Below are 22,463 nucleotides of genomic sequence, written 5' to 3' on the forward strand. Positions count from 1 at the left end.
TAATTCCACAGTGTACTGTAAAATCGGACGGATCACCGTCTAAACGCACTATTTTGGTGAAGCTATTGTATTTTTACGTAAATAAAAGGTTGTTACAGTACTTTCTGCAATTAGCTTGCCGTTTTGATCAAGAGCTTGAAGCTGAAGTTGATGTTCACCTCTTTCGACACCAAGCAGCCGAAAGTTGCTGCTTTGCTGTAATGGGCTTTGTTGATTGTTATCAAGAACTAAACGCAGTTTGTGGTGATCAGCCAGTTGTGGACTTACATCACTTTGCACTACCACTTCGCCTTGATTGGAGATCACAGTGGCTTCCATTGCAGGGTTTAATATAGTGATTTGGTAAGGAGCTGCTTCGTCAGTTAACGAAGCTAGTGGGTTGATCTGGGTTTCCTGTTGTGGCTGTTGGTTTTGCAGGGAAACTTTCAGCTCCAGCTTTTTAGAGCCTGCAACAGGTTGATCTGAATACAGTGGTACACCATTTTTGTCGACGCTGACATACACCTGCTGGGCAAAGGCGCTGGTGCACAGTGCAGTGGTGAAAAATGCAGTGATGCAGAGTAAAGCAAAAAACAGAATGAGTTTTTTCATAGAGACCCTGACTGTGGCTGCTGCTGTATCCACTCTAATCTGTCCTGCCATGGATCTCAAATTTCAACCAAAGAAAAACCCGCGGCAAGCGCGGGTTTTGGTGTATCTAACAGCTACTTAAGCAGTCATTAAACGCTGTAGTACAGTTCGTATTCCAGTGGGTGAACTGCAACAGATACACGTTTAGCTTCTTCACGTTTCAGTTCGATGTACGCATCGATCATCGCGTCAGACATGACGCCGCCTTTAGTGAAGATAGCGCGGTTTGCATCCAGTGCATCCAGAGCTTCGTCTAAAGAACCACAGACCTGAGGGATCAGTGCTTCTTCTTCTGGTGGAAGGTCATACAAGTCTTTATCCATCGCATCGCCTGGGTGGATCTTGTTCTGGATACCATCTAAACCAGCCATTAACTGAGCGACGAAAGCTAAATACGGGTTCGCTGCCGGATCCGGGAAACGCACTTCGATACGACGTGCTTTAGCACTTGGTACCAGTGGAATACGGATAGACGCTGAACGGTTACGGGCTGAGTAAGCCAGCATCACAGGAGCTTCAAAGTGTGGCACTAAACGCTTGTACGAGTTGGTAGAAGGGTTAGTGAACGCATTGATCGCTTTTGCATGCTTGATGATACCGCCGATGTAGTACAGGGCAGTTTCTGACAAACCCGCATATTTATCGCCAGCAAACAGGTTTACCCCATCTTTTGCTAAGGACTGGTGGCAGTGCATACCTGAACCGTTATCACCAACCAGAGGTTTTGGCATAAAGGTCACAGTTTTACCGTATAGGTTAGCCACGTTGTGAATCACGTATTTTAAAACCTGAGTTTCGTCAGCTTTTTTAGTTAAGGTATTGAAACGGGTCGCAATTTCGTTCTGACCTGCAGTAGCCACTTCATGGTGGTGTGCTTCAACAGTCTGACCCATTTCTTCCAGCACCACACACATGGCGCTACGAATATCGTGGTGTTGATCTACTGGTGGTACCGGGAAGTAACCGCCTTTGATACCAGGACGGTGGGCTTTGTTACCACCTTCGTATACTTTGTCTGAGTTCCATGCCGCTTCAGCAGAATCGATAGCGAAGAACGCTGTAGACATCGTATTTTTGAAACGTACGTCGTCAAACATGAACCACTCTGGCTCAGGTCCAAACAATATAGTGTCAGCAATACCGGTAGACTTCAGGTACTCTTCAGCGCGTTTTGCGATAGAACGCGGGCAACGCTCGTAACCTTGCATAGTACTTGGTTCGATTACGTCACAGGTAATGTTCACTGTGGTTTCTTCAGAGAACGGGTCCAATAACATGGTGTCAGCCTGAGGCATCAGGATCATGTCTGAGTCGTTGATACCTTTCCAGCCGGCGATAGAAGAACCATCAAACATTTTGCCGTCTTCGAAAAAATCTTCGTTGATTTGGCTGGCAGGAATGGTTACGTGTTGTTCTTTACCTTTGGTATCTGTAAAGCGTAAATCAACAAATCTTACGTCGTTCTCTTTGATAAAACTCAGTACTTTAGATGCAGACATGCATTCCTCCGGTTTGTGCTGTTGACGGGTGCGATTAAGCACCTGTTTTTTTAATGCTGGCTTAGGCCAAAGCTTTGCATAATAGAATGCTATTCTCGTGCCATGTATTTATAGTGTTGATTTTTATGGTTTTTTATTATTTTTTGTTCAGGCCGAAATTAGGGTTTGCATTAATTTGGTGCAATGTTGCTTCATTGTGAAGCAAGAGCCCCAGCTTGGTGCTTTCACTTAAAATAGCAAGTTTCATCAGGCTGTCACTAAAATGCGTTGAAATTATACCCTTCGTACTTGAAGCCGCAGCTTTGTTGACTGCGCGCTCTCGCCCCAGTCGCATAGTGGGCTATGCTCTTGGGGTCTCAAGCACTTGCCGTCGCGCTGCAACATCAATTACTTTGGGTAGAAATGCTACTGCTAAAAATAAGCCGATGCAGATCACAGTTATTTTTTCTTTCTGCGTAAAAACAGAGTAGAATACGCGCCCTTGAATTCGAACAACTTTTAGTCAATGCCTAGTAGTCAAGATTATGGTCAGCTAGTGCCACAGAGGAAATATAAATGAGCGGAACCGCTTCAGCGATCGAAAAACTGCGTAATGTCGCCATTATCGCGCACGTTGACCATGGTAAAACAACTCTGGTAGACAAATTACTGCAACAGTCTGGTACTTTTGATGCCCGCGCCAAGTTGCAGGAACGTGTAATGGACTCCAATGCTCAGGAATCCGAGCGCGGTATAACAATTTTGGCAAAAAATACCTCAGTACGCTGGAACGGTTACCACATCAACATCCTGGACACACCAGGCCACGCCGATTTCGGTGGTGAAGTTGAACGTGTATTATCTATGGCTGACTCTGTATTGTTATTAGTTGACGCTGTTGAAGGCCCAATGCCACAAACGCGTTTCGTAACTCAAAAAGCTTTCGCCCACGGTTTAAAGCCTATTGTTGTTGTGAATAAAATTGACCGTCCGGGTGCACGTCCTGATTGGGTTATTGACCAGGTATTCGACCTGTTTGACAACTTAGGCGCAACTGACGAGCAGTTAGATTTCCCTATCGTTTACGCATCAGCAATCAACGGCTGGGCGACTCTGGATTACAACGAGCCAAAAACAGATATCAACGATCTGTTCGCAGCTATTGTTGAGCACGTAGCTCCACCAAAAGTTGAACTGAACGGTGACACACAAATTCAGGTATCTCAGCTGGATTACTCAAGCTACTTAGGCATTATCGGTATCGGTCGTATCAAGCGCGGTACTTTAAAGCCTAACCAGCAAGTGACAGTGATTGGTGCCGACGGTACTAAACGTAACGCTAAAGTAGGTCAGGTCTTTGGTTACTTAGGTCTGGAGCGTATCGAAGCCACTGAAGCCAACGCTGGTGACATCGTTGCGTTCACAGGTTTAGGCGAGCTGAAAATCTCTGACACTATCTGTGCTCCAAACAACCTGGAACCACTGCCAGCTCTGCAAGTTGACGAACCAACAGTAACCATGACCTTCCAGGTCAACACGTCTCCGTTTGCTGGTAAAGAAGGTAAATTTGTTACTTCACGTCAAATTTTAGATCGCTTAAATGCTGAACTGAAACACAACGTAGCTTTACGTGTTGAAGAAACTGAAGACGGTGACAAGTTCAAAGTATCAGGCCGTGGTGAATTGCACTTAGGCGTGTTAATCGAGAACATGCGTCGCGAAGGTTTTGAACTGGCCGTATCACGTCCTGAAGTAATCATGAGAGTGGACGACGGCGTCAAAACTGAACCAATGGAAAACGTGACCATTGACGTGGAAGAACAGCACCAGGGTTCTATCATGGAAAAAATGGGTGAGCGTAAAGCTGACCTGACCAATATGCAACCAGATGGTAAAGGCCGTATTCGTATGGACTTCAACATGCCAAGTCGTGGTTTAATTGGTTTCCGTACAGAATTTATGACCCTGACTTCAGGTACTGGTCTGATGTACCACAGCTTCGACTGCTACGGTCCATACAAAGGCGGTACTATCGGTCAGCGTATGAACGGTGTGTTGATTTCTAATGCTACAGGTAAAGCTGCTGGTTACGCCATTTTCTCTCTGCAGGAACGTGGTCGTATGTTCATCAGCCATGCTGAAGAAGTGTACGAAGGTCAGGTCATTGGTATTCACAGCCGTAGCAACGACTTAACTGTAAACTGCTTAAAAGGCAAACAGTTAACCAACGTACGTGCTTCTGGTACTGACGAAGCCATCAACCTGGTTCCGCCAATCCGTTACGCTTTAGAGCAGGCTCTGGAATTTATCGATGACGACGAACTGGTTGAAGTAACACCATTGTCTATTCGTATCCGTAAACGCCACTTAACTGAAAACGACCGTAAACGCGCTGGTCGCGCTGGTTAATCAGTTGCTATAGTTTGAAAAAAACCGCCGTAAGGCGGTTTTTTTATCGATAAAATACTCAGGTTCGTTCAGAACTTAAGTGTCAGCTTATGTCAGTCATTTATTACATCTGAACACTTCTACGCACAATTAATCACTTCAGGCAAAGCAACTTACTGGGCTATAGTGATGTCTGTAGATTCAGTTGCTGATCGAAACGGGAAGAGGTGAATTATGCGTTTTATTAAATCTGGTGTATTGATGCTTTCCTTATTGGTTGCTGGAGCGGCAGCGGCCGAAGTAAAGGTTGAATACAAAGACTATAAAAAGTTTACCGATATGAAACCAGCAAACGAAGCCCGGGGCAGTTTTGAAAAACGTACTATGGCTGGCTTTGATAAAATTTTTGCTGATCTGGCCAAAGATTTGCCAGAAGGGTACAGCTGGAATGTGGTCGTAACAGATATAGATTTAGCAGGTGATGTGAATCATATGTACACGCAAAGTGGCGATCGCATCCGGGTAATTAAAGATATTTTCATTCCACGCATTAATTTTAGCTACACCTTACTGGATAAAAATAAGGCCGTAGTTGCTGAAGAAAAAGAGCTGAAGTTAAAAGATATGGGGTTTATGACCAGATTAAATGTTGGCAAAGCTGACAGACCTCTGGAGCATGAACGTACTATGTTGCAGCGTTGGTATAAAGATACTATTCAGCCCGCTGTTGCTTCTCATCAGCAAAACATGGCTAAAGCAGGTTAGCTATCTCTCTGTAAATCGCAACGGCTTCCTCCCGGCTTAACTGACCACTGGAGGCCGCTTTCCCTATAGTGCTGGTGACCCGCACCGAGTCTTGACGTGGTTCTTCTTTTTGCTGCGTAGGTTCCGGCAGGCTTGATAGGATTTGCTGCTGTTTGCTTTGTTGTACCGCGGGCTCCAATTCGCGGGCAATAGCTGCACCAGGATTCGGGCGAGTTTGATTACCGGACAAGGCAAATTGTCGCGCTTCAAGTTTTATGTTGTCTACTGAAGTGGTTAAGCTGGCCATGGCATACTCCTTCTACCTAGTTAGAGTAGTGCAATGGCCTTTTGTCGTTAGAATAAATTTCTATAAGCAGCTTAAAAAATAGGCTATTTAGTGATGACCTGGCGGAACTCCGCCAGAGTCTTGTGCAATAACTGAATTTGTTTAACCACACGCTGTAAAGTGGCTGTATTAAACTGCTGGGTCTGGCGCATCGCTGCTACTTGTTCGGCCGCTTCACTTAAATAAGGCATAAATCTGTTACTGCTGACCTGAAAGCTTTTGTCGTCGACAAAAATGGTCTGATATTTGCCATGGCCTTGTTGCTGGATGTCATCCAAAACTGCGTCTGCATCCAGGGCTTTGCGATACAGATCTTTTAAGTTCTGATCCAGTTGTTCCAGTAATTGATCCATTATTTTGTCTCCAAAAAATTTTCCGCATTATGCCACAGCCAGCGGCAGATGCCGATTAGGTCGCAGTGCTTTTCGTTCTGGGTAGCAAAAGAATAGGCTGGGCAGTTTGTTTTTGTTTTGATTTGTTATATTATCTCACTCCTTCAAAACCGGAGTGTCAATTCGTGCTGAGTCAGGTTCGTAATACATTAGATAAAGTAGGTATAGCCATCACATCTTTGTGTGCTATTCATTGCATTATGCTGCCTGTGTTATTGCCTGTATTGCCACTTTTGGGCTTAAGTGCCTGGCATAACCATGCCTTTGAACGGATCATCTTATTGATCACTATGGTGTTGGGTTTTATTACCTTGTTTGCCGGTTTCCATCGCTACCATAAAAAGATTTACCCTTTTTACTCGCTGTTTTTAGGTGGTTTTATCTACTGGCAAAAAGACATTTTTGGCCATGACTATGAGCACTATATCCTGATTGTTGGTGCATCTTTTGTCGTGCTGGCGCATATCTTAAATATACGTTTGTGCAATCAGTGTCATAGCTGCGATAGCCATAAACACTGATTGTCTTTTGCGCTGCTACCAGCTTCTGGCTTCCAGCGGATAATTACAAAAAATTCCATCTACACCCAACTGCTGCATCTTTTTTGCTGTAACAGCATCATTGACCGTATAGACCCAGACTTTTAAGCCACGTTGATGGGCATCCTGTACCATCTCTTTGTTGATAAAACCTTTATCGCAGTTCACTGACCAGGCACCCAACTCTGATGCAAAGGCGGCGTAATCCAGTGGCAATGAGGCTGTTAAAGCCCCTGTTTTTAAATCAGGTCTATGATTTTTAATGTGCTGCAAAAGATGATGATTAAAAGAAGAGATAAGTAGCTTGTCCGGATCTGTGCCCAGCTGTGTTTCAGCTTTTTTAAGTAGTTCTAATAAAGGCTCTGCTGTGTCTGCACCTTTGAGTTCGATATTCAGCAGGGTTTGGTTGTTTACCAATTGCAGTACTTGCCATAAGGTGGGGACTTGCTGGCCAGAACCTGCATCCAGTTGCTGTAATTGCTTGAGTGTAAAATCCTGCAATAAGCCTGTGCCGTTTGTGGTGCGGCTGACATTCTCGTCATGGATCACCACCAGCTGGTTTTCGACACAAAATACATCAATTTCAATACCATCGGCTTTTGCCAGCAAAGCCTGCTTTATTGCCAATAAGGTATTTTCCGGATAAGAGCCACTTGCACCACGATGGGCAATAATCTGCATGGGTATTCTCCGCAGTTCAAAGCAAAAGCGAAATTCAGAGGAAAAAAAAGCAGAGACAAAGCTCTGCTTGATGTACTTAAGCTTTAGATACTATATCGGCAAAAGGCTCGCCCATACGGGTCACTGCCGTTGGATATTGCTTGTCAGTAAATTCAATCTGACCTGCCTGGAATGCCAGGATCACTGTGGATCCCAATTTAAAGCGGCCCATTTCAGCACCTTTTTCTAAAGTCACAGCTTGAGGCCCTGTGGCAGGATAAGTCCAACGGAATACATCTTTACCTGTAGGTGGGGTCACAGTACCAGCCCAGACGGTCTCTATACTGGCCACTATAGTTGCGCCTACTAACACCAAAGCCATAGGGCCCAGTTCAGTATCAAAAATGGTCACAACACGCTCATTACGGGCAAATAAATCCGGCACGTTTTCAGCTGTTAATGGGTTCACTGAAAACAGATCACCTGGCACGTAAATCATTTCACGTAAGGTGCCTGCAATTGGCATATGAATACGGTGATAATCTTTGGGTGCTAAATAAATAGTCGCGAACTTACCGCCGGCATAAGGAGCAGCTGTAGCCGCATCACCGCCTAATAAAGCCTGCAGTGAATAGTTGTGGTTCTTCGCCTGGATCAACTTACCATCGACAATATCACCCAACTGGCTGATAGCGCCGTCTACCGGCTGGCAGACTACATCAGCATCCGTATTGATAGGGCGTAAGCCATCTTTTAACGGACGGGTAAAAAACTCATTAAAGCTGGCATAGTCCGAGGCTTTTTCAAATTGGGCTTCGGCCATATTAATTTTATAGGCCTTAATAAACAGATTAATCAGCGCATGGCTGATAAAACCTAAACGAGCCGCTGCCAGATAACCAACAAGACGGGATAATAAATGCTTTGGCATTGCGTATTGCAATGCGATTTTGACTTGATCCATAGTGGATTTAAACCTCAGGGTTGAAAATAATTCGGTTTATCCTGCGCCATACTCAGCAGGATTTTATGGTAACTGGCAAAACGTTCCGGGTGAATTTCGCCAATACTGACCGCGTGCTGTAATGCGCAGCCCGGGTCGTTTAAGTGTTTACAATCGCGGAATTTGCAACGACCAAGCCAGTCTTTAAACTCAGGAAAACCTAAAACGATTTGATCTGGCTCCAAATGCCATAAGGCAAATTCACGGATACCGGGCGAATCAATTAAGTCGCCGCCGTCCGGTAAATGATACAAGCGGGCAGTGGTCGTTGTATGTTGGCCTAAACCTGAATTTTCTGACACGGCGCGGGTTTCTACACCCAAATCAGGCAGCAGGTTATTGACTAAAGATGATTTACCTACACCAGACTGGCCGACAAAAATACTGACACCTTGTTTCAGGTAAGAATCCAGCTGAGCTGTACCTTCACCGGTTTTTGCACTGAGTAATAAGAATTCGTAACCAATGTTCTGATAAATAGCCAGTTGCTGGTCGACTTCCGCGCGCTGTTCTTCGGTTAATAAATCAATTTTATTCAGCAGTAATAATGGCTTGATATGCATAGCCTCGGCCGCTATTAAATAACGGTCGACAATATTGAGTGAAAACGCAGGTAAAACGGCTGAGACAATAATCATTAAATCTATATTGGCTGCTACAGGTTTTAAACCATCATAAAAGTCAGGGCGCAGCAATACAGATTCACGTTCAGCTACAGCTTCCACTACGCCTTCAGGACCACCGCCAGGTACTTTGGTGCGGCAGAATACGACCTTGTCACCTGTGACTAAGGAGTTGATCGTGCGGCGGATATTGCAACGGAAAATCTGGCCTGAGCTATCTTCAATATCGGCATGTTGACCAAAACGACTGATCACTAAGCCATGTTCGGCTTCAGCCAATAAGTCAGAATCCAGCTCTTTTTTGTTGGTTTTATTCTGAGCCCGGGCTAAACGACGATCCTGATTGGCGGCTATACGTTGATGCTGGCGTTGATTGAGGTGCTTTTTTTTGGTCACTGTGGCCTTGTGCCTTTACTGTCGCCTGACTGCGGCGGTTTTTACTTTGCTTAAGGCATAGTATGATACCGCTATTCGGGCAAGTTACAAAGCAGCAAAACTGGCTGCAAATAATCAAAGGTAAGAAGTATGGCGAGCAACGACAATAATCTGGTGTGGATCGATCTGGAAATGACAGGTCTGGATCCGGAAAAAGAAGTGATTTTAGAAATGGCCACCATAGTAACCGACAGCCAGTTAAATATCCTTGCTGAAGGCCCTGTATTTGCCATTAAAACACCAAAAGAAGTATTAGATGCTATGGATGCATGGTGTACTGAAACTCATGGTAAAAGTGGTTTAACCAAACGTTGCCTGGAAAGTGAAGTGGAATTAGCCGACGCTATGGCTCAGACGGTCCGCTTCCTGTCTGATTATGTACCTGCAGGTAAATCACCTATGTGTGGCAACAGCATTGGCCAGGACAGACGCTTTTTAGTCAAGTATGCGCCGGAATTTGAAGCCTTTTTCCACTACCGTAATCTGGATGTCAGCACGGTAAAAGAGTTGGCGAGAAGATGGTACCCGGAAGTGACTAAGCTGGTTAAAAAGTCATCAAGTCATTTAGCTCTCGATGATATTCGGGAATCTATTGCTGAATTAGCAGTTTATAAAAAACATTTTTTCAAAATTCCTGAATAAAATCTCTTGCAAAGGGCGGGGAATTTTGTAAAATGCGCGCCGCTTCGAACGAAAATTCAATTGAAGCGGCGTTTTTAGTAATCTTCTTTATAACCAAGATAAAGAACCATGATTACTACTAACAGGATGCGGGCATAGCTCAGTTGGTAGAGCGCGACCTTGCCAAGGTCGAGGTCACGAGTTCGAGCCTCGTTGCCCGCTCCAAATTCAAATCGGTCCACCAATAACCAGTTTGAAAAAAATCAGTAATACCCCTAAGCGGGCATAGCTCAGTTGGTAGAGCGCGACCTTGCCAAGGTCGAGGTCACGAGTTCGAGCCTCGTTGCCCGCTCCAAATTCAGAATACCCATGTAAAAACTCCTTATCACCAAAACAGTTTACCCGTGCGGGTATATTTGTGGGAGCGCGACCTTGCCAAGGTCGAGGTCACGAGTTCGAGCCTCGTTGCCCGCTCCAAATTTTCATTTCATATATAAAATTCTTTTTTCCTTCAATTTTGCATTGCCACTTCATGTTTTGCCATGACCCCAACTTGCTGCCTGATTTTATTACTGCTATCTTTGCCACACTAAAACTCACAGGTAAGACCAGTATGAAAGCCATCAATAAACTTGGCCGTTATGTCGCCAAAATCAATAACTACTCGCCCTGGCTCCGCTCGCCTTTATTGACCTTGTTATTTGGTAAAGCTGTGAAGTTTGCCGGTACAGCTTCGGTCAAAGTCGATGTATTAAACTTTCAGCAGGCGCAGTTAAGCCTGGCGAATAAAACCAAGGTACAAAACCATATAGGTTCAGTGCATGCGGCTGCTATGGCCTTGTTGGGTGAGTCGGCCAGTGGTTTTTTAGTGGGTTTGCATGTGGCAGACGATCGTATTCCGCTGTTAAAGTCGATGCAGCTGAATTATGTCAAAAGAGCAACGGGCAAGCTGGTGGCAACTACGTCACTGACCGATGAGCAAATTCAGTTTATTCGCGACACCGAAAAAGGCGATATCACTATTTTGGTAAAGATCACCGACGAACTGAATGTTGAACCTGTCATTGCGAAGTTTGTCTGGGCCTGGGTGCCGAAACAACGGAAGTAGGGGATAGATTTTGGATTGCAGGCTATGATTAACTCAGTAACGGAGACTTCTATGCCTGCATCACCTTGTAACCGCATTTGTTGTTTAAATCACTCTGACGTCTGTTTAGGTTGTGGTCGCACTTTGCAGGAAATTAAAGACTGGCATGTCGCTGATCGCATACAGAAGTTGGATATCTTAATGCAGGCGCAGCAGCGGCTTAAGGCTCAGCCCCAGTTTGATCTCAGGCATCCCGTGGTAAACCCTTCTGAATAACCCGCACTAAACGGTCGGTCTGACGACTTAATAAATTCTGCTGCAACAGGCTTTTTTTCTGCTGCTGTAGCAAAGCCCACTGAATATGTTCCTGTACTAACAGCTCACTTAAAGGCAGTTGTTGCTGCAAGGCTTCAATAATGGCCAAATCAAAAGGCGCATTGCCTAAGGCTACGGCAATATTGCGTTGCCAGCGTTGATAGCCGATACGACGAATAGCAGAACCTTCGGTGTATTTTAAAAATTCAGTTTCAGTCCAGCGCCATAAATCCAACAAGGATTTATTCAGCCACTGCGGCCTGCGCTGAAAGTCTTGCTCTTGCGTGGTGTCCGCAGCTCTGTTAACAGGGCACACCAGTTGGCAATCATCACAACCATAAATGCGGTTGCCAAGCAAAGGTCTGAACTCTTCCGGAATAGCGCCTTGTAATTCGATGGTCAGGTAAGAAATGCAGCGTCTGGCGTCCACTGTGTAAGGTGCAACTATGGCTTGAGTGGGGCAAATGGTGATGCAGGCGACACAAGTGCCACAATCGCCGGTATGAACAGCGTCAACAGGAAGGGGAATATCAACCAGCAATTCGCCGAGGAAAAACCAGGATCCCGCGTCCTGATTTAATACCAGACTATGTTTTCCTTGCCAGCCTAAACCTGCTTTAACCGCCAGCGGTCGTTCAAGAATAGGAGCTGAATCAACAAAAGGCCGGAAACCTAAAGCCCCTAACTCGTTTTCTATCCGTTCACCCAGTTGTTTTAAGCGGTTGCGAATGAGCTTATGGTAATCCCGTCCCAGTGCATAACGGCTAATATAAGCCATGGATGGATCGGCCAGATTAGCTGCAAACTGCGCATGCTCCGGCAAGTAATCCATTCGTGCGCTGATGACCCGTATAGTGCCGGGGTGTAACTCGGCAGGGCGTGCTCTTTTCATGCCATGAGCGGCCATATATTCCATTTCGCCATGAAAACCAGCATCCAGCCATTGCTGCAATTTAGCTTCTTCCGATGTTAAATCTGTATCGGTAATGCCTATCTGCTGGAAGCCAAGTTGTTGGCCCCAGACTTTTATTTGCTCTGCAAGATGCTGCCAATTGATGCTGCTGGTCATAGTAAGATCCGCTTATTTTCGCCGCGCACTTTACCATAAATGCCGCTCAGGTTTTTGCTTTGACCTTTATACTTCCTGTTTCAGAAGAAACTGGCTGCACTGCGCTGTTTTTGTTAGCATAGCGGCCAAATCATCTGCTGTACTAATACGGCACGTGCGCTTAAAAAATTGTTATGACTGAGATCACTCAGCTTAGGTACAGATGACAGCTCAAAGCTACATTTTTCATTTAGTGGACGAAACCGCTACTTTGGCATTGGCCGCCTTATTTGCACCGCATTTACGCAATGGTGCCGTGTTGTATTTGCAGGGCGATTTAGGGGCCGGCAAAACGACCTTCAGTCGTGGCCTGCTTCAGGCTATGGGACATCAGGGTAATGTAAAAAGCCCAACTTACACTTTGGTTGAGCCTTACACTATTGGCGAGCAGCAAGTCTTTCATTTTGATTTGTATCGCCTGCGCGACCCTGAAGAACTTGAGTTTATGGGCATTCGGGACTATTTCTCCAAAGGCAACTTGTGTCTGATTGAATGGCCTGAACGTGGTTATGGTTTGCTGGCAGATGCTGATCTGGATCTGCAGTTACAGATTGATCACAATCAGCGCCAGCTGCATGTCATAGCGAATCAACCTGAAGCTGTGGTGTGGATGAACGCTGTAGTGCAAGCCTGGGAGCAGGCTCAATGAGTCTGATGCTTCGGGTTTTTGCTTTGGTGCTGTTACTTGTTTCCAGCCAAAGCTGGGCTGTGAACAGTGTTAAAGGTGTGCGTATTTGGCATGCGCCTGATAATACCCGACTGGTGCTGGATTTAGCCAATGCACCTTCGCACAAAGTAAAACGCTTGAGTAATCCAAGCCGACTTGAAATCGAGCTGGCCGGTGTGAGCAGCTTAAACATAGGTGCTGTCACTGGTGACTCGCCTTTGGTGAAACGGGTTTATGCCAGTCGTACCCCAAGCGCAGCAACAGCAGTGGTGATAGAACTGTCGTTTCCGGTCAATGACAGTATTTTTTCTTTGCCACCTTCACCCCCTTATGGTCATCGGCTGGTGGTGGATTTAAAAGCGCAAAGCAGAGCCTCGTCTGCCAGTCAGGGCGCACCAGTGACTTCCGTCACACCCTCTCCATCAGCTCCGGTCCTGTCTCAACCCGTGACCTCAGTACCCGCTGTAAGTACAAGAGCCACAGGGCGCGATATTATTATTGCTATTGATGCAGGTCATGGTGGGCAGGATCCGGGGGCTGTAGGACCAAAAGGCACACACGAAAAAAACATCACCTTGTCTATATCGCGCCAGTTAGCCGATATGATCAATAAACAGCCTGGTTTAAAAGCAGTGTTGACCCGTACCGGCGATTATTACATTCACCCGAATAAAAGACCTGATATAGCACGACAAAAACAGGCTGATTTGCTGGTTTCTGTGCATGCCGACGCAGTACAAAACCGTAAAGCCCATGGTGCTTCGGTCTGGGTATTATCAATGCGTCGTGCTACCACTGAAGTAGGCCGGATGCTGGAACAAACCGAACAACATTCGGAACTCTTAGGTGGAGTAGGCGAGATCATCAAAGACTCGGCCAACGAACGTTATCTGGCGCAAACTGTGTTGGATTTGTCGATGAACCATTCGATGGTCACTGGTTTTGAAGTCGCCAAAGAAGTGTTACGTGAAGTGGCTCCGATAGCGCATTTGCACAAAAAGGAGCCTCAGGCTGCCAGTTTAGCTGTGTTAAAAGCTCCTGATATTCCGTCTATTTTGTTTGAAACAGGTTTTATCTCTAACTACAACGAAGAACGTTTACTGAAAGACCCAGGCCATCAGCATAAACTGGCCTTGGCTATGTTCAGAGCCATTAAACGATATTTTGAAAAATCACCACCAGCTGATTCGTTATTTGCCGCCCATAAAAATAATGGTCGCTCAGTGCCTACTGTGATGCCAACCACGCAAAACCGATCCACCGCTGTGGCAAGCACCAGTAGTAGTAGCCGTACTCATAAAGTGAAACGTGGTGAGTCTTTATCCAGAGTGGCGAAACACTATGGTGTCAGCATGGCTGAACTTCGCAGACACAATAATCTGAAAAGCGACAACATTCTGATTGGTCAGGTCCTGCGGATCCCCTGATGCCTATTCAAATTTTACCTCCTCAACTGGCAAACCAGATTGCTGCAGGCGAAGTGGTAGAACGTCCTGCCTCTGTCGTCAAAGAGCTGGTTGAAAACAGCCTGGATGCCGGTGCCGATCAAGTTCTGATTGAGATTGAGCGTGGTGGCAGTAAAAAAATCCTCATTCGTGACAATGGCTCTGGTATAGCTGAAGCTGAGTTAGGCCTGGCTTTAAGTCGGCATGCCACCAGTAAAATCAGTTCTCTGGATGATTTGGAGCAAATTGTCAGCCTTGGTTTCAGGGGAGAAGCTTTAGCTTCTATCAGTTCGGTCTCCCGTCTGACTTTAACGTCAAAACCTGCAGCCCAGGATAAAGCCTGGCAAGCCTATGCCGAAGGCCGTGATATGCAGGTACAAATTAAACCTGCAGCTCATCCGGATGGCAGCAGCATTGAAGTGCTGGACCTGTTTTTTAATACGCCAGCACGACGTAAGTTTTTGCGCAGTGATAAAACCGAATTTGCTCATATAGACGAGTTGGTGAAACGCCTGGCATTGAGCCGTTTTGACGTCAGCTGGACTTTAATTCATAACGGTCAGACGGTACGACAGCTAAAAAAAGCGGATAGCCGCGAAGCTCAGCAAAAACGTGTAGCCGCTTTGTGTGGCAAAAATTTTCTGGAGCAGGCCGCTTTTGTTGAAGTAGCGTACGATGACTTAAAGCTTTGGGGTTGGGTGTTGCAACCCTCCGCCTGTAAAGAGCAATTGCAATGTCAGTACAGCTATGTCAACGGCCGTATGATGAAAGATAAATTGCTCAATCATGCGATACGTCAGGCTTATGGCTCCATGCTAAGCGCTGAACAGCAACCTGCTTTTGTCTTGTATCTGGACATTAATCCACGTCAGGTTGATGTCAACGTGCATCCGGCCAAACACGAAGTACGGTTTCATCAGGCCCGTTTAGTGCACGATTTTGTCGCGTCGGCATTAACCAATGCGCTATTGCAGTTAGAACCGCAGCAACAGAGTATTGAGGTGGTGGCACCGCCAGAACCGTCAGTCTTTTCTATGCCAGAAGCCCCAGCGCTTAAGTCTGCATCAGGCCATACCCAGCATTCAGTTGCTGCTCCAGCTTATGCTGCCAGACCTTCGGCTTATGCAGGTCAGCCTTACCGGCCTGCTGTGGCGCAACCTGCAGCACAAAGCTGGCCGGTTTTTGCTGAAAAAACTCAGCGGGTGGAGCAATCAGTGTCTGTTGTACAACACGATGCTCTAATCAGCCAAAATCGTTATCTGCTGTGCTCTGGCCCTGATCAATTATGGTTAGTCGATATAGCGGCCAGCGCTGCCAAGTTATGGCTGGATCAAGGCGCACAGCCTTTACCTTTATTAATGCCGGTGCGGTTAACACTGCAACAGACAGAGCAAGAGTTTTTGCTCAGTAAAGCGGATTTGTTAAGCCACCTGGGCTTTGACTTTTTAGTCAGCAACCAAACATTGATTGTCAGAGCTGTGCCAGCCTGGCTTCGGCAAAGCGCGGTGGCACAGTGGTTGCCAATTTGGTGGCAAGGCTGGTCACAGCAGCAAGAGACACAACTGCTAAGCTTATTGCTGCAACAGTTATTAAATTGTGCAGTGCTACAGGCTGCTTCCTTGGTGAAACATTTTCCATTGTTAAGTCAGCAAGGGCCGCATTGGCACGCCGTGCCGCTGGATTTAACAGCTTCTATTCAGTTATTACAGGACTCAGATGGATCCTAAAGTTATTTTTTTAATGGGGCCTACAGCCAGCGGTAAAACGTCCTTGGCTATTGATCTGTATAAAAGTATCCCGTCAGAGCTGATTAGTGTCGACAGCGCCTTAATTTATAAAGGTATGGATATAGGCACTGCCAAGCCAACAGCGGCAGAGCTTTTGGATGCGCCTCATCATTTAATTGATATTCTTGACCCGGCTTCAGCTTATTCAGCCGCAGATTTTCGTACTGATGCGTTACGACTTATTGCTGATATCCACAGCAGGGGGAAAACCGCTATTCTGGTTGGCGGCACTATGTTGTATTTCCGTACTTTACTGCAGGGCATATCGCCTTTGCCTGAAGCAGATCCGGAGATACGACAGCAGATTGAAGCTGAAGCGGCAGAACATGGTTGGGGCTACTTGCATCAGCAACTGGCAGACTTTGATCCGGTATCGGCGGCCCGTATTCATCCGAACGACCCACAGCGGGTGAACAGGGCTGTAGAAGTGTACCGGTTAACGGGCAAGACCTTAACTGAACTGACAGAGCATAAAGGCGAGCCTTTTCCGTACCCTGTGCAACAATTTGCTATCAATCCAACAGATCGGTCTGAACTTCACCAGCGTATAGCTGTCAGATTCCGGCAAATGCTAGATTGTGGTTTTGCAGATGAAGTAAAAACGCTGATGCAACGACCTGATTTACATTTGGATTTACCTTCGATGCGTTGTGTGGGCTATCGTCAGATGTGGCTACACTTGCAAGGACAGCTGTCTGAGCAGGAGATGATCGACCAGGGCATTGCTGCCACTCGCCAACTGGCGAAACGGCAACTGACCTGGTTACGCAGTTGGCCTGAATTAAATTGGTTAAAAACTGAAGACAAACAGGCAGAAAACTTGCAAGCCATTTTAACTTCGCTAAGCTAGTAAAAGATAATTGAAAAAAAGTTGTTATTTAACGACTTGAAAATAATATAATAATCCATATATAGAGAAACATAATTAGAAATAAGGAAAGCGAAAATGGCAAAGGGCCAATCGTTACAAGACCCGTTTTTAAATACTTTAAGACGCGAGCGTATCCCAGTCTCTATTTATCTGGTGAACGGTATTAAATTGCAGGGACAAATCGAGTCTTTTGATCAATTTGTGATCCTTCTGAAAAACACAGTCAGCCAAATGGTGTATAAACATGCCATTTCTACTGTAGTCCCAGCTCGTGCTGTCAATACTATGGCTAGCCATGGTACTGGTACAGGCGAAATGGACGAGATGGAATAATCGGGAATTCTTAAGCTTGTTTGACAGCGAAATGGTGGCCGAGCAAGCAATCCTTGTGCATATCTATCTTTCACAAGACAGTGCCAGTGAAGATTTGCAGGAACTGGAGATGCTTGTGTCGTCGGCTGGAGTTGAATCACGTGCTGTGATGACTGCCAACCGTAGTACGATCGATGCTAAGTTTTTTCTTGGCAGTGGCAAAGCGGCAGAACTAGCGCAAGCTGTCGCTGAGCTACAAGTTGATCTGATTATTTTTAATCATTCTTTAACCCCGGCTCAAACCCGTAACCTGGAACTGCTTTGTCAGTGCCGGGTTATTGATCGTACCACTCTGATCCTGGATATTTTTGCCCAGCGTGCCCGCAGTTACGAAGGTAAATTGCAGGTCGAACTGGCACAGCTGAAGCATTTGTCGTCGCGTTTAGTACGTGGCTGGGACAACGCTGAGCGGCAAAAAGGCGGCATTGGTATGAGAGGTCCGGGTGAAACCCGTCTCGAAACCGACAGGCGTTTACTGCGGGATAAAATAACGGCTTTATTAGTGAAGCTGGATAAAGTCAGTAAGCAACGTGAACAGGGTCGTAAAGCCCGGCAACGTGCTGAAATTCCTGTGGTGTCCTTAGTGGGTTATACCAACGCCGGTAAATCTACCTTATTTAATCGCCTGACCAGTGCGGATGTGTATGCAGCCGATCAGCTGTTTGCAACCTTAGACCCAACACTGAGGCAAGTGAAACTGCCTGAGTTTGGTTCTATTATCTTCGCTGATACCGTTGGTTTTATCCGGCATTTGCCTCATGACTTAGTCGCAGCTTTTAAATCCACTTTGCAGGAAAGCCGTGATGCGGACTTGCAACTGCATGTGATTGATGTGGCCGATCAGCGTATGGCGGACAATATCAAACAAGTGCAGCTGGTGTTGCATGAAATTGACGCCGATCAGGTACCCCAGTTACTGGTGTTTAATAAAATTGACCAGACTGAGCAAGAAGCCCGTATAGAATACAATGAACAGGCAGAACCTATAGCTGTATACATTTCAGCGAAGCAGGGGGGGGGAATTGAGTTACTGCTGCAGGTGATCCGTGAACGACTGGCGGATGACTATATGCAACTGGATTTAAAACTCCCTGCGGACGCGGCTATGTGGCGGGCTCGTTTACACGAACTCTCTGCGGTTCAGACCGAATCTTTTACTGATCTGGGTGAAACTCAGGTCAGAATCGCCTTATCAAAAGCTGAATGGGCGCGTTTACTGAAACAAAGTGACGGACTGTTACAAAACTATATTGTCAGCTTTTAGTTTTTTATCGTCAGTACTCAGCTTTTTTTGGTACATTAGTTTCAATATCACAACTAGAGATGGAGTGAAGCATGGCTTGGAACGAGCCGGGCAAGAATGGCAAAGACAACGACCCTTGGAAGCAAGGTGGTCGTGATCAGGGCCCGCCCGATTTAGATGAAGTCTTCCGTAACTTAAGTAAAAAGTTCGGTGGTATCTTTGGTGGCAATAAAAACACCAGCAACAGCAGCAATAACAGTGGTGGTTCAGCCGCATTGGTATTGATTTTGGTGGTTGCTTTACTGGTCTGGGCCTTTAGTGGTTTTTACACCATTAAAGAATCAGAACGGGGTTTGATCTTACGTTTTGGTCAGTATCACTCTGAAGTGATGCCTGGTATCCACTGGAAACCGACTTTTATCGATACAGTCACTCCGGTTGATGTCACCAGCGTTCGCTCATTACGTACCGATGGTTTTATGCTGACTCAGGATCAAAACCTGGTACGTGTGACTTTCGAGATCCAGTATCGTGTGTTTGATGCCCGCGCTTACAAGTTCTCTGTGGTTGATGCCGACAGCAGCTTACGTGAAGCAACAGATGCAGCCTTACGTTATGTGGTAGGTCACTCCATTATGGATGACGTACTGACCAAAGGCCGTGAAGTGATTCGTCAGAACACCAGAACTGAGTTAGAGCAAATTATCTCTCCTTATGCCATGGGTTTAGAGTTAGTTGATGTCAACTTCCGTGATGCCCGTCCACCAGAAGAAGTGAAAGAAGCTTTTGATGATGCGATAGCGGCGCAGGAAGATGAACAACGTTATATCCGTGAAGCTGAAGCTTATGCCCGTGAAATTGAACCGCGTGCCCGTGGTCAGGTGAACCGCATGATGCAGGAAGCGGAAGCCTATAAGCAGCAAACGCTGTTAAAAGCACAAGGTGAAGTTGCTCGTTTCGAGAAACTGTTACCTGAATATCTTGCTGCACCACAAGTGACCCGTGACCGTATGTACTTAGAGACCATGGAGCAGGTCTACCGCAACAGCTCTAAAGTGCTGGTTGATGTGAAAAACGGTAATAACATTATGTATTTACCTTTGGACAAAATGATCAATAACGGTGGCGATACCAAAGCCCCTGCAGTGAATCCATTAGCGCCAAATAGCAGAACTAATAGCAGCGATGGCAGAACTCCGGATCTGCGCCCTGAAGTAAGTCGTGCTGACAGCACCAGAACTGGCAGAGGTTAAGTGATGAAAAATTTAGTATTAGCCTTAATTGCTATCCTGGGTATTGTGGCTGTGTCTTCAGTCTTTGTTATCCCTGAAGGCGAACGCGGTATTGTGATCCGTTTTGGTAAAATTCAGCGTGATGACGCTGAAGCTGTTCAGGTGTTTGAACCCGGCCTGCATTTCAAAATGCCATTGATTGAAAACGTTCGCAAGCTCGATGCGCGTATCCAAACCTTAGCCGACCCTTCGTCAGACCGTTTTGTCACAGCTGAGAAAAAAGACTTATTGGTCGATAGTTATGTGAAATGGCGTATTGCCGACTTTGGTAAGTATTTTTTATCCACTGGCGGTAATTTGTCTCAGGCTGAAGTGCTGTTAAAGCAGTACATCAACAACGGTTTACGGACTGAGTTTGGTAGCCGTACCATTCAGGAGATTGTATCTGGTGAGCGTACTCAGCTGATGCAACGTGCCATGGAACAAGCTGCTGCTGGTTCAAAAGAGTTAGGTATTGATATCCTTGACGTTCGTGTAAAGAAAATCAATTTACCTGATGAAATCAGCAACTCAATTTTCCAGCGTATGCGTGCTGAACGTACTGCTGTGGCAAAAGAGCACCGTAGCCGTGGTATGGAACAGTCTGAAATCATCAAAGCTGATGTGGATGCCCGTGTGACTATCATGGTGGCCGACGCTGAGCGTAACTCCCGTACTGTGCGTGGTGAAGGTGATGCTTCTGCTGCTAAAGTTTATGCAGACGTGTATAGCAAAAACGGGGAATTCTACAGTTTCGTTCGTAGTTTAGAAGCTTATAAAAACAGCTTCCAAAACCAAAACGACGTGATGGTGATCCAGCCAGACAACGATTTCTTCAAATACATGAAGTCAGACAAAGTGCAAAACTAAGCTGACAACAGCGCTGTTTTTCATGCAATAAAAGGCCCTGTCGGGCCTTTTTCTTTTATAGGACTTTCGGTTACTCTGCCTGTGTCTTTCGTAAGGATCTTCCTATGTATCAGCAGTTTTATCAGCACTTTTTAAAAGCCAACCCGGGTAAACAACATTTTGCCTGTCATTCCCACCATTATTGGCCTGATGTAACCCGTGACGCTACGTTGGTCTACTGGGACGATACCGCTTGCTTAGTAGACGATAAATGGGATTTGGTGTTTGGTGAAAAGGTGCCTGCAGTACAACAACATATAGCCCGCATTTTAAAGTTACCTGAAGCTGCGCAAATTGCATTTGCACCTAATACCCATGAATTTGTTATGCGTTTATTAAGCTGCTTTGACTGGTCCAAACCTTTGACAGTAGTCACCACAGACAGCGAGTTTCATAGTTTTCATCGTCAAATGAATCGTTTATCTGAGCTGGATACTATCAATGTTATTCGGGTGCCAACTGAACCTTTTGCTACTTTTCCACAGCGATTAGAAGCCGCAGTTGCAGCTCAGCCTGTGGATCTGGTGTTTTTCAGTCAGGTGTTTTTTAACTCTGGTGTTGGTATTAAAGACTTAACTGCATTGGTACAGGCGCTGGATAAAATCACAGACGCTATGATAGTGGTCGATGGTTATCATGGTTTTATGGCGGTGCCGACTGATTTATCTGCGATAGCAGAGCGGGTTTTTTATCTGGCGGGTAGTTATAAATATGCACAGGGTGGGGAAGGTTGTTGTTTTCTGGCTGTACCACAAGGCAGCGAGCACAGACCTATCTATACCGGCTGGTTTGCCGAATTTGGTGAACTGGCAAGCGCTAAACAAGGGCAGGTGCAGTACGCCAACAACGGCTATCGTTTTGCCGGTGCTACTATGGATTGTTCGGCTTTGTACCGGGTGTTGGCTGTATTTGATTTGTATCAACAGCAAGGCCTTAGCGTCGAAAAAGTGCAGGCCTATATCCAAAGCCTACAGCACGCGTTCCTCGCCATATTAGATGAAATACAGCACCCGCTATTAAATCGTACTCATCTGTTGGACAAACAAAACCAGCAACAAGGCCAGTTTTTAACGTTTCGTTTTGCCGCCGAAGAGGTGGCGCGTATTGCTGCTGCATTAAAACAGCAGGGCATTATGACGGATTATCGGGGAGACAGGCTACGCTTTGGTTTTGCTTTGTACCACAATGCCGCAGATTACAACTTAAGTTGCCTGAAGGATATTCGCTAAATGGCCGATTATTGGTGGGCTGCTTTAGGGCTGGTGTTGATCATTGAAGGCCTGGGACCGATGTTATTTCCAAATAAATGGCGCTCTTATCTGCAAAAAATCGCAGAACAGCCCACAGCCCAAATGCAGCAAGTGGGGGGAATACTGGTCGTAGCCGGTGTTTTGCTGCTATTTTTCTTCGCCTCTTAGCTATTTTTGTCCCTCTTAGTTGTTGAAAAAGAACCAGAAAGAAAATATCTGGTTTTTTTTTCTTAATCGCGCTGAACTTTGGTTGTTAATTTGGTAGAATCCCCGCCTAAT

The 22,463-nt window shown here is 45.9% G+C and carries 24 protein-coding genes and 3 tRNA genes; 19 read left to right on the forward strand and 8 right to left on the reverse strand.

Going from position 1 to position 22,463, the window contains the following annotated elements:
• Positions 1-48: 48 nt before the first annotated feature.
• Together LSG34_RS04580 and glnA are read right to left on the reverse strand one after the other, a co-directional pair.
• Positions 49-591, reverse strand: a complete 543-nt coding sequence (locus tag LSG34_RS04580) for a DUF4124 domain-containing protein (RefSeq protein WP_233007642.1) — start codon at positions 589-591, stop codon at positions 49-51.
• 128 nt (positions 592-719) lie between these two features.
• The gene (gene glnA, locus LSG34_RS04585) at positions 720-2,129 is read right to left on the reverse strand and encodes a glutamate--ammonia ligase (protein WP_233007643.1); all 1,410 of its coding nucleotides are present in this window, start codon (positions 2,127-2,129) and stop codon (positions 720-722) included.
• 555 nt (positions 2,130-2,684) lie between these two features.
• Here glnA and typA point away from each other — a divergent pair.
• Both typA and LSG34_RS04595 read left to right on the forward strand, forming a co-directional pair.
• On the forward strand, positions 2,685-4,517 hold the full coding sequence (gene typA, locus LSG34_RS04590; protein ID WP_233007644.1) for a translational GTPase TypA: 1,833 nt from the start codon (positions 2,685-2,687) through the stop codon (positions 4,515-4,517).
• 213 nt (positions 4,518-4,730) lie between these two features.
• Entirely contained in the window at positions 4,731-5,261 is a 531-nt protein-coding gene (locus tag LSG34_RS04595; protein ID WP_233007645.1) for a DUF3016 domain-containing protein, read from the forward strand.
• Here the strand turns inward: LSG34_RS04595 and LSG34_RS04600 are convergent.
• Together LSG34_RS04600 and LSG34_RS04605 are read right to left on the reverse strand one after the other, a co-directional pair.
• Entirely contained in the window at positions 5,248-5,547 is a 300-nt protein-coding gene (locus LSG34_RS04600; protein ID WP_233007646.1) for a hypothetical protein, read from the reverse strand. The two genes, LSG34_RS04595 and LSG34_RS04600, sit on opposite strands and share 14 nt — an antisense overlap.
• An 83-nt stretch (positions 5,548-5,630) precedes the next feature.
• A complete protein-coding gene (locus LSG34_RS04605; protein ID WP_233007647.1) occupies positions 5,631-5,939 on the reverse strand; it encodes a prephenate dehydrogenase in 309 nt (102 codons plus the stop codon).
• Between the two features lie 164 nt (positions 5,940-6,103).
• Between LSG34_RS04605 and LSG34_RS04610 the strand changes: the two genes are divergently transcribed.
• Positions 6,104-6,499: a MerC domain-containing protein gene (locus LSG34_RS04610; protein ID WP_233007648.1), complete on the forward strand. Its 396-nt coding sequence runs from the start codon at positions 6,104-6,106 to the stop codon at positions 6,497-6,499.
• Between the two features lie 15 nt (positions 6,500-6,514).
• Here LSG34_RS04610 and LSG34_RS04615 read toward each other — a convergent pair whose 3' ends face one another.
• The 3 genes from LSG34_RS04615 to rsgA all read right to left on the reverse strand — a co-directional run bounded on the left by LSG34_RS04615 (position 6,515) and on the right by rsgA (position 9,199).
• On the reverse strand, positions 6,515-7,198 hold the full coding sequence (locus LSG34_RS04615) for a glycerophosphodiester phosphodiesterase (RefSeq protein ID WP_233007649.1): 684 nt from the start codon (positions 7,196-7,198) through the stop codon (positions 6,515-6,517).
• 76 nt (positions 7,199-7,274) lie between these two features.
• Complete coding sequence (gene asd / locus LSG34_RS04620) at positions 7,275-8,141, reverse strand: archaetidylserine decarboxylase (RefSeq protein WP_233007650.1); 867 nt, start codon at positions 8,139-8,141, stop codon at positions 7,275-7,277.
• 14 nt (positions 8,142-8,155) lie between these two features.
• Positions 8,156-9,199, reverse strand: a complete 1,044-nt coding sequence (gene rsgA / locus LSG34_RS04625) for a small ribosomal subunit biogenesis GTPase RsgA (protein ID WP_233007651.1) — start codon at positions 9,197-9,199, stop codon at positions 8,156-8,158.
• Positions 9,200-9,328: 129 nt separating this feature from the next.
• Here rsgA and orn point away from each other — a divergent pair, with 129 nt between their 5' ends.
• From orn to LSG34_RS04655, 6 genes are all read left to right on the forward strand, one after another.
• Positions 9,329-9,880 (forward strand): oligoribonuclease, encoded by a 552-nt coding sequence (gene orn, locus LSG34_RS04630; protein ID WP_233007652.1) that lies wholly within the window; start codon positions 9,329-9,331, stop codon positions 9,878-9,880.
• A 128-nt stretch (positions 9,881-10,008) separates the two neighbouring features.
• Positions 10,009-10,084: transfer RNA gene (locus tag LSG34_RS04635), tRNA-Gly, on the forward strand.
• A gap of 54 nt (positions 10,085-10,138) precedes the next feature.
• Positions 10,139-10,214 (forward strand) — tRNA-Gly (locus LSG34_RS04640).
• A gap of 51 nt (positions 10,215-10,265) precedes the next feature.
• Positions 10,266-10,336: transfer RNA gene (locus tag LSG34_RS04645), tRNA-OTHER, on the forward strand.
• Positions 10,337-10,472: 136 nt separating this feature from the next.
• Positions 10,473-10,967 carry a DUF4442 domain-containing protein gene (locus LSG34_RS04650; RefSeq protein ID WP_233007653.1) on the forward strand — a complete coding sequence of 165 codons (495 nt, stop codon included), beginning with the start codon at positions 10,473-10,475 and terminating at the stop codon, positions 10,965-10,967.
• 51 nt (positions 10,968-11,018) lie between these two features.
• Positions 11,019-11,222, forward strand: a complete 204-nt coding sequence (locus LSG34_RS04655; protein WP_233007654.1) for a DUF1289 domain-containing protein — start codon at positions 11,019-11,021, stop codon at positions 11,220-11,222.
• On the opposite strand, the gene queG is transcribed toward LSG34_RS04655, so the two are convergent.
• Positions 11,191-12,330, reverse strand: coding sequence for a tRNA epoxyqueuosine(34) reductase QueG (gene queG / locus LSG34_RS04660; protein ID WP_233007655.1), 1,140 nt, complete (start codon positions 12,328-12,330; stop codon positions 11,191-11,193). The genes LSG34_RS04655 and queG overlap by 32 nt on opposite strands.
• 202 nt (positions 12,331-12,532) lie before the next feature.
• Between queG and tsaE the strand changes: the two genes are divergently transcribed.
• From tsaE to LSG34_RS04710, 10 genes are all read left to right on the forward strand, one after another.
• Positions 12,533-13,018, forward strand: a complete 486-nt coding sequence (gene tsaE, locus LSG34_RS04665; protein WP_233007656.1) for a tRNA (adenosine(37)-N6)-threonylcarbamoyltransferase complex ATPase subunit type 1 TsaE — start codon at positions 12,533-12,535, stop codon at positions 13,016-13,018.
• Positions 13,015-14,463, forward strand: coding sequence for an N-acetylmuramoyl-L-alanine amidase (locus LSG34_RS04670; RefSeq protein WP_233007657.1), 1,449 nt, complete (start codon positions 13,015-13,017; stop codon positions 14,461-14,463). Before tsaE ends, LSG34_RS04670 begins: the two co-directional genes overlap by 4 nt.
• Positions 14,463-16,208, forward strand: coding sequence for a DNA mismatch repair endonuclease MutL (gene mutL / locus LSG34_RS04675; RefSeq protein ID WP_233007658.1), 1,746 nt, complete (start codon positions 14,463-14,465; stop codon positions 16,206-16,208). Before LSG34_RS04670 ends, mutL begins: the two co-directional genes overlap by 1 nt.
• Positions 16,198-17,118 (forward strand): tRNA (adenosine(37)-N6)-dimethylallyltransferase MiaA, encoded by a 921-nt coding sequence (gene miaA / locus LSG34_RS04680; RefSeq protein WP_233007659.1) that lies wholly within the window; start codon positions 16,198-16,200, stop codon positions 17,116-17,118. The genes mutL and miaA overlap by 11 nt, the downstream gene beginning before the upstream one ends.
• A 96-nt stretch (positions 17,119-17,214) precedes the next feature.
• Positions 17,215-17,472 carry an RNA chaperone Hfq gene (gene hfq, locus LSG34_RS04685; protein ID WP_053423891.1) on the forward strand — a complete coding sequence of 86 codons (258 nt, stop codon included), beginning with the start codon at positions 17,215-17,217 and terminating at the stop codon, positions 17,470-17,472.
• Positions 17,473-17,488: 16 nt separating this feature from the next.
• Positions 17,489-18,775, forward strand: coding sequence for a ribosome rescue GTPase HflX (gene hflX / locus LSG34_RS04690; RefSeq protein WP_233007660.1), 1,287 nt, complete (start codon positions 17,489-17,491; stop codon positions 18,773-18,775).
• A gap of 71 nt (positions 18,776-18,846) precedes the next feature.
• Complete coding sequence (hflK, locus tag LSG34_RS04695) at positions 18,847-20,007, forward strand: FtsH protease activity modulator HflK (RefSeq protein ID WP_233007661.1); 1,161 nt, start codon at positions 18,847-18,849, stop codon at positions 20,005-20,007.
• A gap of 3 nt (positions 20,008-20,010) precedes the next feature.
• Entirely contained in the window at positions 20,011-20,895 is an 885-nt protein-coding gene (gene hflC / locus LSG34_RS04700) for a protease modulator HflC (protein ID WP_233007662.1), read from the forward strand.
• Positions 20,896-20,999: 104 nt separating this feature from the next.
• Positions 21,000-22,163 carry an aminotransferase class V-fold PLP-dependent enzyme gene (locus LSG34_RS04705; RefSeq protein WP_233007663.1) on the forward strand — a complete coding sequence of 388 codons (1,164 nt, stop codon included), beginning with the start codon at positions 21,000-21,002 and terminating at the stop codon, positions 22,161-22,163.
• Positions 22,164-22,352, forward strand: coding sequence for a DUF2065 domain-containing protein (locus LSG34_RS04710; RefSeq protein ID WP_233007664.1), 189 nt, complete (start codon positions 22,164-22,166; stop codon positions 22,350-22,352).
• The last annotated feature ends 111 nt before the right edge of the window (positions 22,353-22,463 follow it).

Origin of the sequence: Rheinheimera faecalis, assembly GCF_021290965.1 — a bacterium.
Lineage (GTDB): Bacteria > Pseudomonadota > Gammaproteobacteria > Enterobacterales > Alteromonadaceae > Pararheinheimera > Pararheinheimera faecalis.

Coding starts and splice junctions, on each gene's coding strand:
- LSG34_RS04605 (WP_233007647.1), bottom strand. CDS start 5,939: ATGGATCAATTACTGGAACAACTGGATCAGAACTTAAAAGATCTGTAT.
- LSG34_RS04650 (WP_233007653.1), top strand. CDS start 10,473: ATGAAAGCCATCAATAAACTTGGCCGTTATGTCGCCAAAATCAATAAC.
- LSG34_RS04655 (WP_233007654.1), top strand. CDS start 11,019: ATGCCTGCATCACCTTGTAACCGCATTTGTTGTTTAAATCACTCTGAC.
- LSG34_RS04710 (WP_233007664.1), top strand. CDS start 22,164: ATGGCCGATTATTGGTGGGCTGCTTTAGGGCTGGTGTTGATCATTGAA.
- LSG34_RS04595 (WP_233007645.1), top strand. CDS start 4,731: ATGCGTTTTATTAAATCTGGTGTATTGATGCTTTCCTTATTGGTTGCT.
- LSG34_RS04600 (WP_233007646.1), bottom strand. CDS start 5,547: ATGGCCAGCTTAACCACTTCAGTAGACAACATAAAACTTGAAGCGCGA.
- LSG34_RS04580 (WP_233007642.1), bottom strand. CDS start 591: ATGAAAAAACTCATTCTGTTTTTTGCTTTACTCTGCATCACTGCATTT.
- asd (WP_233007650.1), bottom strand. CDS start 8,141: ATGGATCAAGTCAAAATCGCATTGCAATACGCAATGCCAAAGCATTTA.
- miaA (WP_233007659.1), top strand. CDS start 16,198: ATGGATCCTAAAGTTATTTTTTTAATGGGGCCTACAGCCAGCGGTAAA.
- LSG34_RS04705 (WP_233007663.1), top strand. CDS start 21,000: ATGTATCAGCAGTTTTATCAGCACTTTTTAAAAGCCAACCCGGGTAAA.
- typA (WP_233007644.1), top strand. CDS start 2,685: ATGAGCGGAACCGCTTCAGCGATCGAAAAACTGCGTAATGTCGCCATT.
- hflK (WP_233007661.1), top strand. CDS start 18,847: ATGGCTTGGAACGAGCCGGGCAAGAATGGCAAAGACAACGACCCTTGG.
- tsaE (WP_233007656.1), top strand. CDS start 12,533: ATGACAGCTCAAAGCTACATTTTTCATTTAGTGGACGAAACCGCTACT.
- LSG34_RS04670 (WP_233007657.1), top strand. CDS start 13,015: ATGAGTCTGATGCTTCGGGTTTTTGCTTTGGTGCTGTTACTTGTTTCC.
- hfq (WP_053423891.1), top strand. CDS start 17,215: ATGGCAAAGGGCCAATCGTTACAAGACCCGTTTTTAAATACTTTAAGA.
- queG (WP_233007655.1), bottom strand. CDS start 12,330: ATGACCAGCAGCATCAATTGGCAGCATCTTGCAGAGCAAATAAAAGTC.
- mutL (WP_233007658.1), top strand. CDS start 14,463: ATGCCTATTCAAATTTTACCTCCTCAACTGGCAAACCAGATTGCTGCA.
- glnA (WP_233007643.1), bottom strand. CDS start 2,129: ATGTCTGCATCTAAAGTACTGAGTTTTATCAAAGAGAACGACGTAAGA.
- LSG34_RS04615 (WP_233007649.1), bottom strand. CDS start 7,198: ATGCAGATTATTGCCCATCGTGGTGCAAGTGGCTCTTATCCGGAAAAT.
- orn (WP_233007652.1), top strand. CDS start 9,329: ATGGCGAGCAACGACAATAATCTGGTGTGGATCGATCTGGAAATGACA.
- hflC (WP_233007662.1), top strand. CDS start 20,011: ATGAAAAATTTAGTATTAGCCTTAATTGCTATCCTGGGTATTGTGGCT.